Genomic DNA, 15,539 nt, shown 5'->3' with positions numbered 1-15,539 from the left:
TTACCGCGATGCGGATCCCGCCGCCTGGCTGCTCTTGTTCGCGGTCTTGTCAGTCTTACGCTGGTCTTTGTTGCCGCCGCGATTGCTGCCATGCAACTCGTCGGAAGATTGAGCGGTCTTGCCGTCTTCCAAATTAGTGGCCATGCGCAAAGCTCCCTTCATCCGGCCTGCCTAACCAGAAAGTCGGTGAGATGTTCCGTGCCCGAAGGCAAGGCCGCCTACTCAGGTGCCCAAGGGAAACGTGTCAGGTATTACCACTCGATGAGGCGTGTTCGGCAGTCAGCGGCTGAACAGGCGAGGTGCGATCGAACCAGACGAAGGCATCGAACTGTTGCGAGGCCGAGGATTGCACGTAGTGGCCGAGGCTGCCTGATCGCCAAAAGCGCTCGCGGCAGAGCTGGCCGATGTTCAGGTCGCGTCTTCGCAGGTCCCTATAGCCAGAGCGCAACGCCGCCCGGACCGTCCCCATAGGCGAACTCCTCGCACCCCTCGTCGACGAATTTCCCGCGCGGGATTCCGCCTCAGTGACGAAAGGACTCGTTCGTCGCGCACACCGCGGCGGGCGATGTGCGCCTCGACCATGCGGTGCCTGGCGTGCCGGTAGTCTGGCATGGCTCCTCGATAGCTTTAAAAAGACGGCAGGCTTAGTCGTCCTGCCTGCGCTTGTGGTGCTCGCTCTCCTGGTTTTCGCCGCGGATCATCTGGCGATCGTCCTTGTCGGTCAATCCCACGCCCTCGTCGCGTAGATTGGCGCCGTCTTGCCGCGCCTCACGCTCCTGCTTGGATCTCTTCAGCTCATCCTCGGCATTGAAATCGTCGCCGGCATTGCTGGTGTTCTCGCGCTTTTCGATGATGCGCAGCTGCTGCTCGTGGGTCTTCCGGCCGGCCATGGCAAGGTGCCTCCTACTTGTTCGTGCGTCCGGTCTGGTCAGGGTTGATGCCGCCCTGAGGCGTGACGTCGTTCTCGACATCGCCTTCGAACGTATTGTCCCCATCGAGAGCATCGTTCTCGTCGAGCATATCGCCGCCCTTGACCGCGCCCTTCGAGGTGCCGATTCCCGGGTTGTCTCGCAGATCCTTGTCCGTGGGCTGTTTAGTCTTGGGGTGTTGGTTGGTCATGGAATTTCTCAGCGCTGGTTGAGCTTGGACGAAAGACGGTCCTGGCGCTGTCCAACTTCAACGTGGAGAAAATGTTCCGGAACATATTCGCTGTGTCAGGTTCGGTGCGCGTAAGCGGCCAGGCGGCCGCCGTCTCGGCTAGCGAAACTCCAAGCATGCCACATTACATCCCATTCCGAGGCGAATTGGCGGGCTAAAGTGAAAATCGAGACGGTCGAAAGCTTGCAAGGAGTGGGTGCTCTGTTCCGGTGGCGATCTCGGTTGCAAGCAGTTCGCCGGCAATCAAGCCAAGTGTTGCGCCGCTGTGGCTGAAGGCGACGTAATACCCCTCGATCTCCCGCAACTGGCCGAAGACCGGCTCGCCGTCTCCGGGGATTGGCTTGGGCCCGACACCGTAGCTCTCCAATTCCAATTTCGGATGACCGTCGAGAACATTCGACGCTTCGTCGAGAAGCCCCTGGATGGTCGATGCTTTTACGCGATAAGTCCCGTCCGGATTGACTACCACCTGTTCTTCCGACCAGGCAGAATCGAGCGCGAGGGCGCCATCAGGCGTCGGCCGGATGGCGACACGCGGCGTGTTGAGCACGGCGCGTAGCGGCAAGTCGACTGGCTTGGTCCTGACCAGCAGCGCGATTGGTGTCCCATCGGCAATACGCTGACCGGCCACGGCAACCATTCGCGGCACATCCGCACCGGTCGCCAGAAGCACCGCGTTGGCGGCGAAGCTGACCCCGCTGGTGGTGGTGACGCCGGTGGCGCGGCCGTTGGCGACGATGACGGTAGCGCTTCCGGCCTCGGTGACCACCTGGCCGCCCCGCTCCACGAATTCCGCGATCAATATTTCGATCAGCGACGGCAGGTCGACCCAGCCCTCACCCGCGTTGAAGATCGCGCCTTGAGGCGTGACAGCGCTTGCGCAGACACCCGGCGTGACCAACCTTATGGCGTCCGCGGACAGATGCTGCGCATCATAGCCGAGACGTTTTTCGTGAGCGAAGACATCGGCGATCTCGTTTGAGGCATCGTCCGCATCCCACGTCAGGCCACCGTCGAAACGCAGCCAGGCGGCATCCGGGCATCGCGCCGACAAACTGCGGTAGCGGTCGATACCGATCATGCGCAGGCGATGATATTCAGCCGAGCGCCTGCGCGCCGAATTGATCCAGGCGAGCGAGCGGCCGGAAGCTCCCTTGGCGAGCGGTCCATCATTGACCAGCACGGTCTCGATGCCGAGCCTTGCAAGATGAACGGCCGAGGAGACGCCAAAAATGCCGCCGCCGACGACAACGACCTTGGAAACCTGATGTGATGCAGCCATGAGATATCTTTCACTGGTGGAGGTTGGTTTGGGCGGCCGTCTTGAAGGGCTCATGCGTGATCAAAGCACTTCGGCAAGGAAGTGCTTCAGACGTGGGCTTTTCGGCGTGTCGAAAATCGCTGCAGGCGTGCCGGCCTCGATGATGCGGCCTTCATCCATGAAGACGACCTGATCGGCGACCTTGCGGGCGAAGCCCATTTCATGTGTCACCACGACCATTGTCATGCCGCGCCGGCCGAGATCCGCCATGAGGTTGAGCACGCCCTTCACCAGTTCGGGATCGAGTGCGCTTGTTACCTCATCGAACAAGATGACCTCCGGGTCCATCGCCAATGCACGAGCGATTGCCACACGCTGCTGCTGGCCACCGGAAAGGCTCCCTGGACGATGGTGTTTGCGGGTCGCAAGCCCGACGTCGGCAAGGCGCGCCTCGGCGATGCGCTCAGCTTCCTGTACAGGGAGCCCCTTTACCTTGGTCAGCGACAGCATGACGTTTTCGAGCGCGGTGTGGTCGGGAAACAGATTGAACTGCTGGAAAACCATCCCGACACGCCGGCGCAGTTTTTCAGGCTTCATCGCCAGGATGCTCGCACCATCGAGCAACACCTCACCGCCCTTGGGCTCGACCAGGCGGTTGAGGCAGCGCAGCAGGGTCGACTTGCCCGAACCTGATGGGCCGATCACGCATGTGACCGTGCCAGGCTTGACTGCCAGGCTGACGCCTTTGAGAACATCGAGGTCGCCATAGGCCATGTCGAGATCGGTGATGGCGAGACTGCCGCCCTTGAAGCGGGGCAGCGCTGAGCGGGCATCAGAGCCGGCCTCCGAAGGTGCACTGCCGGTGGCGCCCTCCAGTTCGCTCACTTCGGCCAGGCCGCTGATGACGAGGCCGGCCTTTTGCTTTCCGACCCGCAGCGAGTTGTCGATGTAGTTGACCACATGGGTCAACGGCACGGTGATGACGAGATAGAACACGCCGGCCAGAAGCAATGGCGAGAGGTTTCCGGTGACCACTGCCTGGTCCTGACCGACACGGAAGATCTCGCGCTCCGAGGCGAGCAGACCGAGGAAGTAGACAAGGCTTGAATCCTTGACGTTGCCGATGAACTGGTTGACGAGGGCCGGCAAGACGCGGCGGATGCCTTGCGGGATCACGATCAGGCGCATGCCTTGGCCGTAGCTCATGCTGAGCGCCCTGCAGGCCTCCATCTGCCCGCGCTCGACGCTCTGGATGCCCGAGCGGAATATTTCGCCGATATAGGCGCCGGCGATCAGGCTCAGCGCAAGAATGCCGAGCGGAAAGGGCGAAGGGCCGAAGATTTCACGGCCGATGCGGGCAAAGCCCTGGCCTATCAGCAGGATGGTGACGATCGCCGGCAGCCCACGGAATATATCCGTGTAGACCCGCGCCGGAATGCGCAGCCAGCGCGATTGCGAGATGCCCATGACCGCCAGGATCATGCCGAGAATGACACCCAGCACCGTCGACGCGGCGGCGAGGATCAAGGTGTTCTTCAATCCGATGGTGATCATGCTGGGCAGCACGTCCGCCATGGCCTGCCAGTCGAGGAAACTGCGCCGCAGGTTTTCGAGCCAGTTCATTCGCCCCCCTTTCGGTTGCGCTATTCACATCGTCCGCATCAAGGACGGCGGCGTAATCCGGCCGCCGGCATGAGAGCCAGCGGCCGGGTACGGTCTACTTCTTGGGAAGATACTGGTCGGGCATCGGCGAGCCGGGGAACCACTTTTCATAAAGCGTTTTCCAGGTGCCGTCCTGCATGGCCGCGTGAAGGGCGGTGTTCAGCGCATTGCGGAGCTTGTCGTTGCCCTTGCGCAGGACGAAGCCGGCCGGCGCGTCAAAGGAAGGAATATTGACCGCGATCTGCAGGTTCGGATAGCGAACGCCATAGTCCTTGGCAGCCTCGTAATCGAGGAAGTGGGCATCCACGGTTCCGTTGTTAAGCGCCGAAACGGCGGAGTTGTTGTCGGGGAATTTGACGAGATCGGTTCCGACAAAATTCTTCGCCGCGTAGATTTCCTGGAGCGTGCCTTGCACGACGCCGAGACGTTTGCCCTTGAGCCCGTCCGCCGACGTGATCGACTTGTCTGCGGTAAGCACGGAGAGATAGCCTGCGATATACCCGTCGGAAAAGTCGACGGTCTTTTTGCGTGCTTCCGTCGTGCCGATTGCCGCGACCGCGACATCGAAGCGCTCGTTTGCAACCGAAGGCATAAGCGCCGAGAATTCCTGGCCGGTGAAGATCACCTGGTCGGGCTTGAAGCCAAGGCGGCTCGCGACGTTGCGGAACAATTCGATGTCGAAGCCGGTGAACGACCCATCGGCCTGGGTGAAAGCGTAGGGTTTGGCATCGCCCATGGTTCCGACGCTGATGACCTTCGCATCAATGAGGCCATAGGGATTGTCATCCGCGGCGGCCGCTCCTGAAACGAGCCCGGCGCCGACGCACATCGCCATAAGAGCCATTGCGCCGGTTCTGACCGGGCACATCAACGACTTGAGAATTTCTTTCCTGCTCATGTCTTTCTCCACTCTGAAGGTCTGTTCTTGTTGGTATTTCCGTCGAGCCGCCATCTGGCGCGCCGACATGCCTTGCCGAAGTCACGGTCCGTCACGCCTCTCGGCTCCACTCCTTTTAAAGAGACCGGTCTCATATTGCGTGAGACCGGTCTCTTTGTTAATCGTTATCGCCACGTTGACCTCCCGTCAACAACTCTTGTAGTCGTCATCCGATGAAAAGAACCGCCCCCAAGACCCCGTCGATAACGGTCAGCGACGTCGCCCGCGCGGCCAATGTTTCGAAAGCGACAGCCGCGCGCGTGCTCGGCGGATACGGCGTCGTCAGCGAAATGATCCGCGCGGAAGTCATGGCCGCGGCCAAGGCCTTGGACTATCGTGCGAACGAGCTCGCCCGCAGCATGACGACCGGCCGCTCCGGCATCATCGGCGTGGTTGTCGGCGACATCGAGAACCCGTTCTTCAGCCTCGCGGTACGCGGCATCAGCGACGCGGCAAAGGCAGCCGGGTTCAACGTCATCCTGGCCAATTCCGGCGAGAAGATCGAGGCGGAAAAGGCGGCCGTGAAACTGCTCATCGGCAAGCGCGTCGACGGGCTGATCGTCACGCCGTCGGAATCGCGCGACATCGCGCACCTGCGCGATATCCACCGCTCGGGCCGACCGCTTGCCCTGCTGGATAGGGCGCTGGCAGATCTGGATGTCGATACGGTCACGACCGACGATCGCGGCATCGCCATGCTGGCGACCCGCTTTCTAGCGGATGCCGGCCACCGCAACATCGCCTATGTAACCGCGGTCGACGCCGAAGGGCACGAGTACCGGGATCTCGGGCAGATCTACACCTCGTCGGTCCGTGAGCGCATCGACGGTTTCCTCACCGTGTGCCGAGAGGCCGGACTTGATCGGCCAGAACGCTATGTTCGCCTTGGCGCGACAAGCCCCACCGAAACGCGCAGGGTTGCCGGCGAGATGCTGTCGGCGCCGGATCGGCCGACGGCGATCCTCGCCTCCGACAGCGTCATTGCGCTGGAGATCTTCAAGGTGACCCGCGAGCGCGGCCTGCGGGTTCCCGACGACATTTCGCTCATCACTTTCCATGATGCGGACTGGACGAGCGTCACCACGCCGCCCATCACCGTTATCGACCAGCCCGTCTACGCGCTTGGCAAGAGCGTCGCGGAATTGCTCATCCGACGATTGAAGGGAGATTCCCGCCCGGCGGAAAGGCTCGTTTTGCCGACCGCCATCATTGCACGCGGATCCGTTGGCCCGCCCTCAAATGGAAAGCCGCAAGTGCGCCAAGCATAGGCGTGACGGCGGTACGGCCCACATGAATACGTTAGAACAAGGTCGACGCACTCCGCTTTAAGAATGTACGTCAATGAAGCCCAGCAAACACCCTGATCGCAATGCCGCGTCCACCGTCATCGGGACGGCACGTGCCGGCTCATGGTTTGAAGAGCGTGACGATGAGCCAGATGCCCGGCTAATTCTTGCGCCTGCCTGGCTTCAGGGCCGCCACAAGATTGGTGATCCTGCCCGCCTTGCGGTTGCGGATCTCGGCCTCGTTCTTGCGGCCCACCGCCGCGCGGACAAGTCTGGCGCCGAGATAACGCAAAGGCTCGGGCGGCAGCGACATGCGCCGCTCGATGCCGACCAGACCGCTTTCGCTCCAGCGATCCTTTCGCTCGAGCACCAGGCTCGCCAGAATGCGTCCGGCTATCGGCGTCTGCGCGATGCCGGTGCCGTTGAATCCCATGCCGTAGAAGATATTGGGATGATCGCGCAGGTGGTCGAAGACAGGAACGTGTTCAGGCACGCAGTCGATCGGCCCCGACCAGTCATATTCGATCGCCACACCGCGCAGCGACGGGTAGACCCGATGCAGCTCTCGCATATTGTCGCGGCCGTGCTCCGGGCTGCGGTTGAAGCTGGCGCCGAAATTTCCACTGAAGGCGACGTTGCCGCTGCCACGACCGAAGACCACCCTGCCCCCGATGGTGCGCTGGTAGTAGAGCACCTGGGCCTGGGAATCGCAGATCGAGGCACCGTCGCGCCAGCCGATGCTGTCGAGCAGTTCGGGAACGGCGGCAGTGGCAATCACCTCGCTGCCGACCACATAAAGATGCCGCCGCAGTTCCGGCAGCGCGGAAAGCCAGGCGTTGGCGGCAAGCACGATTTTGTCAGCCCGTACCGCGCCATGCGCCGTGCGCACCGTGCATGTCATGCCGGGTTCGATGGCGAGGACCGGGCTGCGCTCATGGATGATGACGCCGCGTGCCAGTGCCAACTTGCGCAATCCGATGGCAAGTTTGGCGGGATGGACCGTGCCGGCAGTGGTCTCGACCACGCCGACATAGGAGGCCGATGAACCGGTGCGGCGTTGAATGTCCTCGGCTGTCAGCGGGCTGAAACGGTTTTCTCCAACAGCCGCCGTCAAGGCCACGGCGGTCTCCCAAGCGCCTTCCTGCGCAATGGAGCTTGCTGTCCACAACCATCCGTCCAGCCTCAGGTCCATGTCTATGGTGCCGTTTTGCTGCAGCGTCTTCAGCTCCGCGATCGATGCCACCGTGTCGGCGCACAGCAGGCGCGCTTCCTCGAGACCGACGACCGCACTGATCTGGTCGATTTCGGCGAACCATGAATGGACCTGACCGCCGTTGCGCCCCGAGGCCCCCGATCCGCATAGATCGGCTTCAAGGATCACCACCCGCGTTTGCGGCGCCAGTTCAAGGATCCGCAGCGCCGTCCACAGACCGGTATAGCCGCCACCGACGATCACCACGTCGGCGCGCTCGTCGCCTCGCAATGGCTCGGTCGCAGGGGCGGCGGCAATGTCCTGCAGCCAAAACGACCGGTCAGATGCAAGCGCGACCGCAGGCTGCCGCAAACGAATTGTACTCACGCTTGGGCTCCCTGCGCATCGACAATGAAGCTGGCATATTTGGCTGGCAGCCAATCGGGTATCGGACGCGGTCTCTGGGGAAACCCGCCAAGATGGGTGCAGGTCTGCGCCGCCGCGATCGACGCCCTGTGCAATGCCTCCAGGGCGCCGAGGCCGCCGAAATGGAAGCTGGCGAGGAAAGTGGCAATGAAACTGTCGCCGGCGCCACACGTATCCACGACATCGACAAGGGTCGCCGGCGCATGCACGACATTCGTGCCATCGTCGAAGTAGGAGCCGCGTCGACCACAGGTCAAAACTACCTGCCTTGCGCCGGCCGCCCTGAGCGCGCCCAGCGATGGCTCGATGGGAACATCGACATCGTCCGGTCCGGACGCAAACACAAGCGGGACACCGTCGAGCGGCAGCGCCATATGGGCAGTCGATAGATCGATGCTGAACGGCACATGGTCCGCCACCAATCGTTGAACAAGGTGCTTGTTGGCGTTGGTGCCGAGATGCACCCAGTCGGCCGCGGCGATGACCGCATAATGCGCGGGCGCCGGCATGTAGTTTTCGCCCACACCGAAGGATTCGTGCAGGAACTTCCGGTCGCCGGATTCATCGCGCAGCAAGGTGACGGCCGTATCGCCGCGACGCCGTTCGACGTCGTCCGGGGATAGGCCGGCACCTTGCAGTTCGGCAAGCACCACGTCGCCTTCGGGATCGTTCCCGACGGCGCCGAAATAGCGCGCGGACCAGCCGTTGCGCCGCCATTGCGCCGCGACATTCAAGGCGTTGCCGCCCACCGTCATCAAGTTGTTGGTCAAATAGGCATCAAGGCAATTGTCCCCGACCGCGATAAGCTTCTTCGACGTCATGCCGGCACCGTTGCGCAATTGAGGTATGGCGCGATGGCGCCAAGGCAGCGTGTCCAGGCTTTTACCGGATCGAGCGCGTAGGAGCCGTTGCCGAACGGCTCGAAGGTGAACTTTCCGGCATAGCCCAGGCGCGCGAGCTCGCTGACATAGTGGCCGAGCGGCAGCGTACCATCCCCCCACACCAGATGCCCGCCTGGTGTGCCGTCGACCAGATGGACATGCGCCAGCCGCGAGCCGAACAGGTCGACATAGCCGGCCACGGTGTCGCCGGCCGTGGCCATGGCGACAGTGTCGAGCACGACATCGACGTTGCCGGCGCCCACCTCATCCAGCATTTGGCGCAGGCCTGCCGCATCATTGACGAGGTTGCTCTCGAACCGCTGCAACGGCTCGAGCAGGCAGCGCACCCCGTTTGCGGCGGCGCGCCGGGCGATCTCGCCGATCGAACCGACCGCGCGGTCCCATGCCGGTTGCCGGGGTTCGCTCTCGTAGCCCCGGCCGGGCGTCAGGAAGAGATAGCGGGCGCCAAGCGCCGCGCAGATGTCGGCTGCACGCCAAAACCGCTCGATGCTGTCCTGGCGCAGTGCGGCGTCGCCGGAGGCAATGTTGATTGGATACAACACCTGCTCAGGCGTAAAGCACCAGGCCGACAGCTCGTTGTCGGCGAGTACCCGGCGAACGGATTCGACACGTGCGTCCGTGGCGTGGAACAGGTCCAGATGCTGGGCAATCCCCCACAGCTCGATCTCGCGCAGGCCAAAGCCTCGGATCGTCCTGGCGACCTCATCGAAGGGGAAGTGCTGGAAGCTGAAATTGGCTCCGATCAGCTGATGAGCAGCGAGCTGCGGCATGAAGGCTCCTTTCGGGAATTGTTATTTGCCGATGCCTTCGGCCAAGCCACGGATGAAGTAGCGTTGCGCGCCAAAGAACACGATCACGATAGGCAGCGCCGAGATCGTCATGGCCGCGAACACCACGGCATAGTTGGTCCCGTGGGTTGCCATGATCGACGTCAGTCCGACCGGCAGCGTCTGCACATCCGAGCCGCTCGTGAAGATCATGGCGAAGAGATATTCGTTCCAGGCGAACAGGACGTGCAGGATGACGCAGGAAATGATGATCGGCCGGCACAGCGGCAAGGTGATGCGCCAGAAGATCTGACCCTCGCTGGCGCCATCCATCGTCGCCGCCTCGTCGATGTCTTCAGGCAGATCCAGCATGTAGGCGCGGATGAGGAAGGTGGTGAACGGCACACGGAACGCCGTGTAGAGAATGATCAGCGCCCAGTAGGTGTTGTAGAGACCGAGCGCCTGCAACATCTTCACCAGTGGAATGATCGCCACGGTGGGGCTCAGCATCAAGCCGCCCAGAACGATGGCAATAACCAGCGGCTTTGCCGACATTTTGGTGCGGGTCAGGCCGAAGGCCGTCCAGGCGCTGATCAGGACGGTGCATATGGCCGAAGCGACGGTCACCAGCACCGAGACTGTCACGTAGCCACGCACGCCCTGGTTCCATGCCTGCATGTAATTGTTCCACGACCAATGGGTGGGCAGGGCGAAGGGATCGCCGAAGATCTGCGCATTGTCCTTGAAGCCGCTCAGCGCCATCCAGATCAGCGGATAGATGACGACGACACCAAGGCAGACCAGGAACGAATAGAGCAATGTCCTGGCGATGACCGACCACACATTCACGTTCCGGCTGCGACCGGCTGCGACCATCGCACTCATAGCTGCACCCGGCGGCGCTTGGTGTACCAGAGCTGTGCCGCACCTGTGAGCATGGTCAACATGAAGATGACGGCGGCGATCGCCGCGCCATAGCCGAAATTGTCCTCGATGAAGGCCTTCTGGTAGAGCCACGTGCCCAGCACCTGGCTGCTGTTGTTGGGCCCGCCTGCGGTCATCACCATAACCTCGTTGAACACCTGGAACGCGCCCGTGATGGTGACGATGATCATCAACCCCGTCATTTCCCGGGTGAGCGGAAAGGTGATGCTCCACAGGCGGCGAAGCGGACCCGCGCCGTCGATCGTTGCGGCATCGTAGAGGTCGCGCGGGATCTTCTGGATGGCAATGGCGAACAGCAGCGTCGAATAGCCAAAACCCTGCCATTGGCTCATGGCGATGATGGCATAGATGGCGGTGTGCTCATTGCCGAGCCAAGGCATGACGAGCTGGCTCAGTCCAACACGGCTGAGCGCGGCATCCAGCAAGCCGATCTGCGGCTGGTAGATGAAATAAAACAGCAGGCCGGTCACCGTGATCGAGATTGCCGACGGCACGAAATAGACGGCGCGCCACAGCCGGCGCCAGCTTTCGCTTTTCAGGTCCTCGATAATGGCCGCCAGCAGGAACGCGCCGAAGACCTGGAAGATGACGGAGATGAGAGCGTAGAGGCAGTTGTTCCACAGCGCCAGCAGCACGACCGGGTCATGCAGCAGCCGGTCGTAGTTGGCGAGGCCGACATTGGTGACCTCGCCGGTGTAGATGTCCTGGTCGGTGGTGCTGACGATGAAATTGTCGACGATCGGATAATAGACGAACCAGCCGATGAGGATGAGCGCGATCGCCGCCCATCGCAACGACAACAGGTTGGCGAAGCAGGCCCGCCGGCTCTTTGGCCGTTGCGGCCTGGCGACGCCGATGTCGGCGCCGCTGTCCACTGTGTCCGAGGCCCTTGCCATGCTCGCCTGCTTTATTTGGCCGCGGATGCGGCTTTGCGCACCTCGTCCATCACTTGCTCGGGCGTCATCGAGCCGCCCGCCAGCGCCTGCAGGCTGGACAGCCAGACGGCGGCGACGCGCGGTGGGTTGGCCGTATCCAGCCAGGGCATGAGGTATGAGGCGGCGTTGATATCCTTGAGGCCATCGACCACAGCCGCGCTCATGTTCGATTCCGAGGCGCCGCCGATGGTGGCGCTCGGCTGGCCATAGGGTGGCGCAGACAAGACCTGCGCATTTTCCTTCGAGGTCACGAACTTCATGAAATCGATCGCCAGCGGGATGTTCTTCGATGCCGCATTGATCATGTAGCCCTCCGGCGCGCCCTCGATCGACTTGGCGTCACCCTTGGCGCCGGCGGGCACCGGCAGCCGGAAGAATCCGAAATCGGCGGGCTTTAACGCCGACTCCGGCGTGGCGGCCTGATCGAACTCGATGATTTCCTGGTAGTACATGGCCGACTGGGCGTTGGTGAAGGCCTGGAGAGCCGAGGCATAGGATGTGCCGTTGACGCCGGCGCCATCGGTGCAGCGCTCGACAAGCTGGCTGAACTGCTTGAGTGCTGCGACATAGCCTGGATCGCTGTATTGGGCGGTGGCCGGATCGAAGTCGCGTTCCAGCGTTGCCTGCGGCACGTTGTAGGCGAGCAGCTGGCCTGCAAAGTGGATCGCCGGCCAAGCCTCCTTGTTGCCGAAGGAGATCGGTGTCACGCCGGATTTGCGGATGGCGTCGCAGCTGGTCAGCAAGTCCTCGAAAGTGGCGGGTGCCTTGAGGCTGAGCTTGGCGAAGATCTGCTTGTTGTAGCCCATGAACTTGGCATCCTGGTAAAGCGGAATGCCATAGAACTTGCCGTTGTACTGGAACGCCTTGACGGCGGCTGGAGACAGCGACTTGCCCCACTCGGTATCGGCAGCAATGACGGGCGTGAGATCAACGGCGCGATTGCCGCGCACGAAATTGCCACCCCAACTGCCTGTCCAGGAGAAATAGATATCGGGCAGCGAGTTGGAAGCGACCAGCGTCTTGGTCTTGCCCTTCACGCTGTCGTCGCTCTCCTGGATAAGTTCGACCTTCACATCCGGATGGAGCTTCTCATAGGCCTGTGCCAGGTTGACGAAATAGGGCGACAGCTGTTGCAGCCCGAACTTGGTCAGGACCGAAAGCGTGCCGGTGTATTCCACCTTGGCGTTTGGGTCGGCCGTGACAGCCGGCGAAGCGGCGGAACTGCCGCTTATCGACAACCCCAATGATGATACCGCGGCCACCGTGACCGCCACGACTTGCAGCGAACGTTTCATGGATAGCTCCTTCAGAGGTAAGAGGGGATCAATATTCCACGCGTTTGTAGTAGCGACGGGTGGTCAGCGGGTGGTTGCGCAGCACCTCGAGATGGGCGCTCAGCCGCTCGAGCAAGGTGGCGAGCAGAACCGGCGAGATCATGCCGCGGACCTTTGCGGAGATGCCCGGCAACTTGACCGAGGCCGCGTCCAGCGTGCGAACGCGGTCCGTGTAGCGCCTGGCGAAGTTCTCGACCCGGTCGGCCAGGGGCCGAAGGGCATCTTCGCCCTTGAACACGAAAACGCTGACGCCCGGCTCGACCAACTCGAGCGTACCGTGGAAGAAGTCGGCGGCGTGCACCGGGCGGGTGCGAATCCACTGCATCTCTTCGAGGATGCACATGCCGTAATAGTGTGCCTCCGGCCACACCGAGCCGGCGCCGGTGAAGATGTGATAGGTATCGTCCTTGATTGTCTGGGCCAGTTCGGCCGCCCTGTCCTCAAAGGCAGCCTTGGCGTCGGCAAGCAGATCCGGCAGCAGTTTGAGTTCGGCGACAGTGCCATCAAAATCATCATATTCGCCGCGCTCTTCCAGCAGGGCCAGGACGATCAGCAGCGTCTGCAGGTAGAAGGATTCCGACGAGGTGTCGTCTTCGGCGAAGTTCGTGAAATTGTGGTCAGCCTCCCGTGCGATTGGCGTATCCGAATGGCCGGTGAGCGAAATCGTGCGCACACCACGTTTTTTCAGAAAGGCCATGAGCTCGACGCCTTCCTTGGTCGTGCCCGACAAGGACGGGATGACCACCACGGCCTTGCTGTCGAGACCGGCGGGCGGATCGATCACGACCTGCGCCGGATAGGCACCGCTCACCGGGAAGGTAGAACAGCGCTGCGCCAACTCGATCGCGGGCAAGGTTAGAAGCTGCACGCCGCCGGTGCCCATGAAAAACAGCCGCTCGACGCCATCTGCCAGCAGTGTGCGCATGAGTGAGCGAACCTCACCTGCGACGGCGACGGCCCCGCTTTGGATCTTCACGAAGCGGTCCCTATCGAAGTTCAGCATGACGTTTTCCTTGTATTTCGCATGTGACAGGCCTCTAGCCCGCCTTAGGCGTCGGTGGGCCGTCTAGCTCGTTTTTCCGATGTGAGATCGATCTCACAAGCAATAATGGGCACGCAATTTCGCCAATGGCAAGTCCTTTAGACGAAATTCTTCGAAATCGAGGGGTTTGCTCTTTAGCGCACAGCGCGCCGGGCAACCGATCCGCGTACGATCAAGCGGGTCTGAAATCGGGTACGGCGCGGTGCAACCTTTTTGCCGGCAAGCCGCTCCAGCAGATATCTGGCGGCGAGCGGTCCGATCTCGGAGATGGGTTGCGCCACGACCGTTATCTGCGGATCGGTGAACGTGGCGAGGTTGAAGTCATCGAAGCCAACCACCGACACATCATGCGGAATCGAGAGCCCCATTGAACGCAGGCCAAGAAGCGCGCCTTGCGTCATGAGGCTGTCCACCGTGAACAGTGCGGTCGGGCGATTGCGCCGGCTGAACAGGCGGATCGTGGCTTCGATGGCGTGCTCGACGGTCGAGCGCGATACGCCGATGAGCGCTTCATCGATTGCGATCCCATGCGAGTGGAGCGAGTTTTGGTAGCCAGCCAAGCGTTCCTGTGCCGTAAAGATGCGTGACTCGTCGCGCAAAAGACCGATCCGGTGGTGACCGTTGCCAACTAGATAGTCCACTGCCTCGCGTGCCCCGCCCTCGTTGTCGACGACGACGCTGTCGCATTGCAGGTCCTTTACCACGCGGTCGATGAGCACGATCGGTGCGCCTTCGCGGGCCAGTTGCACAATATGCTGGCTGTCGGTTGCAGACGTTGGGGCAAGGATGAAGCCGCGAATGCTGAGCGAGCGAAGGCTCTCAAGCAGTTCTTTCTCCTGTTCTACATTCTCCTCGCTGCTGGCAATCAGAAGATTGTGGCGGTGCTTGCGCAGTTCCACCTCTATGTCGTGCGCGATTCGGGCGAAGAACGGATTCTGGATATCGCCGGGCACGAAGCCTATGATCGGCAATTGTCCGCTGCGCAGCGCCTGCGCGACGAGGTTGGCCCGATAGCCCAGCCTTTCGGCTGCCTCAACCACGCGGAGCGCCGTCTCGTCGCCAACGTAACCATAGCTGTTGAGCGCCCGGGCGGCCGTGGCGCGCGACACCTTAGCCGCTGCGGCAACGTCCTTTAGTGTGATTCCTTTCTGGGCCACAGGTAACCGTCCTTCTTGGATCTGAACATTGCGTCAGATCATTCTCGGCTCGTCTTGCCGGCATCGTTGTGCGGCATATCGGACGATTCTCAAACTGCGAACATAGCTTTCGCAACTCCTTGCCACCTAATCGAGATACGCGCGCTGTTTGGCTATCTGGAAATTTGATCCACGAATGCACCTACATGTTGTGCAGTCAGTTCATTGCCTTGCACTGCCAGCATACGGCAATGAGTTCACGCCATGGTCCAGGCGGCCTCCCTGGCATCGATCATAACACCGATGGAGACGACTAGCCTTGCCGCCAAACTCGTCCAGCGATTGGAGGCGAGCTTTCAAAAAGGCCGAGCCAGACGCTCAAGGCCCGCTGCACGGAGAGCCACAGGCTGGGAGACTCTGAGCAAATCGGGAATCTGAGTCGCTTGCTCTGAACCGTCGGCATCATGCTGCTAACCGGTTTTGATCCTTCGGGGCTCCGCATTGGCAATAGCGACGAAAATGCTGTCGAGCAGACCCTTGTCGCGGAAGGAACTTG

Annotated in this window: 16 protein-coding genes; 1 reads left to right on the top strand and 15 read right to left on the bottom strand. The window is 61.7% G+C overall.

From position 1 onward, the window contains the following. From NKI37_RS10270 to NKI37_RS10240, 7 genes are all read right to left on the bottom strand, one after another. A complete protein-coding gene (locus NKI37_RS10270; RefSeq protein WP_023682769.1) occupies window positions 1–144 on the bottom strand; it encodes a hypothetical protein in 144 nt (47 codons plus the stop codon). Window positions 145–244: 100 nt separating this feature from the next. After that, window positions 245–469, bottom strand: a complete 225-nt coding sequence (locus NKI37_RS10265) for a hypothetical protein (RefSeq protein ID WP_023667759.1) — start codon at window positions 467–469, stop codon at window positions 245–247. A 175-nt stretch (window positions 470–644) separates the two neighbouring features. Further along, window positions 645–890: a hypothetical protein gene (locus tag NKI37_RS10260; protein ID WP_352787518.1), complete on the bottom strand. Its 246-nt coding sequence runs from the start codon at window positions 888–890 to the stop codon at window positions 645–647. 13 nt (window positions 891–903) lie between these two features. After that, complete coding sequence (locus NKI37_RS10255) at window positions 904–1,119, bottom strand: hypothetical protein (RefSeq protein WP_023667757.1); 216 nt, start codon at window positions 1,117–1,119, stop codon at window positions 904–906. 193 nt (window positions 1,120–1,312) lie between these two features. Next, on the bottom strand, window positions 1,313–2,440 hold the full coding sequence (locus tag NKI37_RS10250; RefSeq protein ID WP_352787515.1) for an NAD(P)/FAD-dependent oxidoreductase: 1,128 nt from the start codon (window positions 2,438–2,440) through the stop codon (window positions 1,313–1,315). A 60-nt stretch (window positions 2,441–2,500) separates the two neighbouring features. Further along, on the bottom strand, window positions 2,501–4,042 hold the full coding sequence (locus tag NKI37_RS10245) for an amino acid ABC transporter permease/ATP-binding protein (protein WP_023667755.1): 1,542 nt from the start codon (window positions 4,040–4,042) through the stop codon (window positions 2,501–2,503). Between the two features lie 94 nt (window positions 4,043–4,136). Then, window positions 4,137–4,979 carry an ABC transporter substrate-binding protein gene (locus NKI37_RS10240; protein ID WP_352787702.1) on the bottom strand — a complete coding sequence of 281 codons (843 nt, stop codon included), beginning with the start codon at window positions 4,977–4,979 and terminating at the stop codon, window positions 4,137–4,139. A gap of 212 nt (window positions 4,980–5,191) precedes the next feature. Here NKI37_RS10240 and NKI37_RS10235 point away from each other — a divergent pair, with 212 nt between their 5' ends. Then, window positions 5,192–6,286 carry a LacI family DNA-binding transcriptional regulator gene (locus tag NKI37_RS10235; RefSeq protein ID WP_023682773.1) on the top strand — a complete coding sequence of 365 codons (1,095 nt, stop codon included), beginning with the start codon at window positions 5,192–5,194 and terminating at the stop codon, window positions 6,284–6,286. Window positions 6,287–6,464: 178 nt separating this feature from the next. Here the strand turns inward: NKI37_RS10235 and NKI37_RS10230 are convergent, their stop codons facing one another. From NKI37_RS10230 to NKI37_RS10195, 8 genes are all read right to left on the bottom strand, one after another. Further along, window positions 6,465–7,937 (bottom strand): NAD(P)/FAD-dependent oxidoreductase, encoded by a 1,473-nt coding sequence (locus NKI37_RS10230; RefSeq protein ID WP_245263073.1) that lies wholly within the window; start codon window positions 7,935–7,937, stop codon window positions 6,465–6,467. Next, window positions 7,880–8,743, bottom strand: a complete 864-nt coding sequence (locus NKI37_RS10225; protein WP_352787512.1) for a PfkB family carbohydrate kinase — start codon at window positions 8,741–8,743, stop codon at window positions 7,880–7,882. Before NKI37_RS10225 ends, NKI37_RS10230 begins: the two co-directional genes overlap by 58 nt. Continuing rightward, window positions 8,740–9,594, bottom strand: a complete 855-nt coding sequence (locus NKI37_RS10220) for a sugar phosphate isomerase/epimerase family protein (RefSeq protein WP_023682776.1) — start codon at window positions 9,592–9,594, stop codon at window positions 8,740–8,742. Before NKI37_RS10220 ends, NKI37_RS10225 begins: the two co-directional genes overlap by 4 nt. Window positions 9,595–9,615: 21 nt before the next feature. Beyond that, entirely contained in the window at window positions 9,616–10,434 is an 819-nt protein-coding gene (locus NKI37_RS10215; RefSeq protein WP_245271345.1) for a carbohydrate ABC transporter permease, read from the bottom strand. A gap of 38 nt (window positions 10,435–10,472) precedes the next feature. Beyond that, window positions 10,473–11,432 carry a carbohydrate ABC transporter permease gene (locus tag NKI37_RS10210; protein WP_023682778.1) on the bottom strand — a complete coding sequence of 320 codons (960 nt, stop codon included), beginning with the start codon at window positions 11,430–11,432 and terminating at the stop codon, window positions 10,473–10,475. A gap of 11 nt (window positions 11,433–11,443) precedes the next feature. After that, on the bottom strand, window positions 11,444–12,766 hold the full coding sequence (locus NKI37_RS10205; RefSeq protein ID WP_023686870.1) for an ABC transporter substrate-binding protein: 1,323 nt from the start codon (window positions 12,764–12,766) through the stop codon (window positions 11,444–11,446). A 28-nt stretch (window positions 12,767–12,794) separates the two neighbouring features. After that, the gene (locus NKI37_RS10200) at window positions 12,795–13,808 is read right to left on the bottom strand and encodes an SIS domain-containing protein (RefSeq protein ID WP_023686869.1); all 1,014 of its coding nucleotides are present in this window, start codon (window positions 13,806–13,808) and stop codon (window positions 12,795–12,797) included. A gap of 173 nt (window positions 13,809–13,981) precedes the next feature. Next, window positions 13,982–15,004: a LacI family DNA-binding transcriptional regulator gene (locus NKI37_RS10195; protein ID WP_023686868.1), complete on the bottom strand. Its 1,023-nt coding sequence runs from the start codon at window positions 15,002–15,004 to the stop codon at window positions 13,982–13,984. Window positions 15,005–15,539 lie beyond the last annotated feature (535 nt).

The sequence above is a fragment of the Mesorhizobium sp. M0626 genome, from assembly GCF_040320665.1.
In the GTDB taxonomy this organism is placed as follows: Bacteria; Pseudomonadota; Alphaproteobacteria; order Rhizobiales; family Rhizobiaceae; genus Mesorhizobium.
The sequence above is the reverse complement of the archived record's forward strand: the minus strand, read 5'-3'. Positions and strand labels throughout refer to the sequence as shown.

Excerpts from the sequence above, each read along its gene's own strand:
- NKI37_RS10235 (WP_023682773.1), top strand. The coding sequence starts at position 5,192 with ATGAAAAGAACCGCCCCCAAGACCCCGTCGATAACGGTCAGCGACGTC.
- NKI37_RS10205 (WP_023686870.1), bottom strand. The coding sequence starts at position 12,766 with ATGAAACGTTCGCTGCAAGTCGTGGCGGTCACGGTGGCCGCGGTATCA.
- NKI37_RS10225 (WP_352787512.1), bottom strand. The coding sequence starts at position 8,743 with ATGACGTCGAAGAAGCTTATCGCGGTCGGGGACAATTGCCTTGATGCC.
- NKI37_RS10200 (WP_023686869.1), bottom strand. The coding sequence starts at position 13,808 with ATGCTGAACTTCGATAGGGACCGCTTCGTGAAGATCCAAAGCGGGGCC.
- NKI37_RS10245 (WP_023667755.1), bottom strand. The coding sequence starts at position 4,042 with ATGAACTGGCTCGAAAACCTGCGGCGCAGTTTCCTCGACTGGCAGGCC.
- NKI37_RS10260 (WP_352787518.1), bottom strand. The coding sequence starts at position 890 with ATGGCCGGCCGGAAGACCCACGAGCAGCAGCTGCGCATCATCGAAAAG.
- NKI37_RS10210 (WP_023682778.1), bottom strand. The coding sequence starts at position 11,432 with ATGGCAAGGGCCTCGGACACAGTGGACAGCGGCGCCGACATCGGCGTC.
- NKI37_RS10265 (WP_023667759.1), bottom strand. The coding sequence starts at position 469 with ATGGGGACGGTCCGGGCGGCGTTGCGCTCTGGCTATAGGGACCTGCGA.
- NKI37_RS10255 (WP_023667757.1), bottom strand. The coding sequence starts at position 1,119 with ATGACCAACCAACACCCCAAGACTAAACAGCCCACGGACAAGGATCTG.
- NKI37_RS10220 (WP_023682776.1), bottom strand. The coding sequence starts at position 9,594 with ATGCCGCAGCTCGCTGCTCATCAGCTGATCGGAGCCAATTTCAGCTTC.
- NKI37_RS10240 (WP_352787702.1), bottom strand. The coding sequence starts at position 4,979 with ATGAGCAGGAAAGAAATTCTCAAGTCGTTGATGTGCCCGGTCAGAACC.
- NKI37_RS10270 (WP_023682769.1), bottom strand. The coding sequence starts at position 144 with ATGGCCACTAATTTGGAAGACGGCAAGACCGCTCAATCTTCCGACGAG.
- NKI37_RS10250 (WP_352787515.1), bottom strand. The coding sequence starts at position 2,440 with ATGGCTGCATCACATCAGGTTTCCAAGGTCGTTGTCGTCGGCGGCGGC.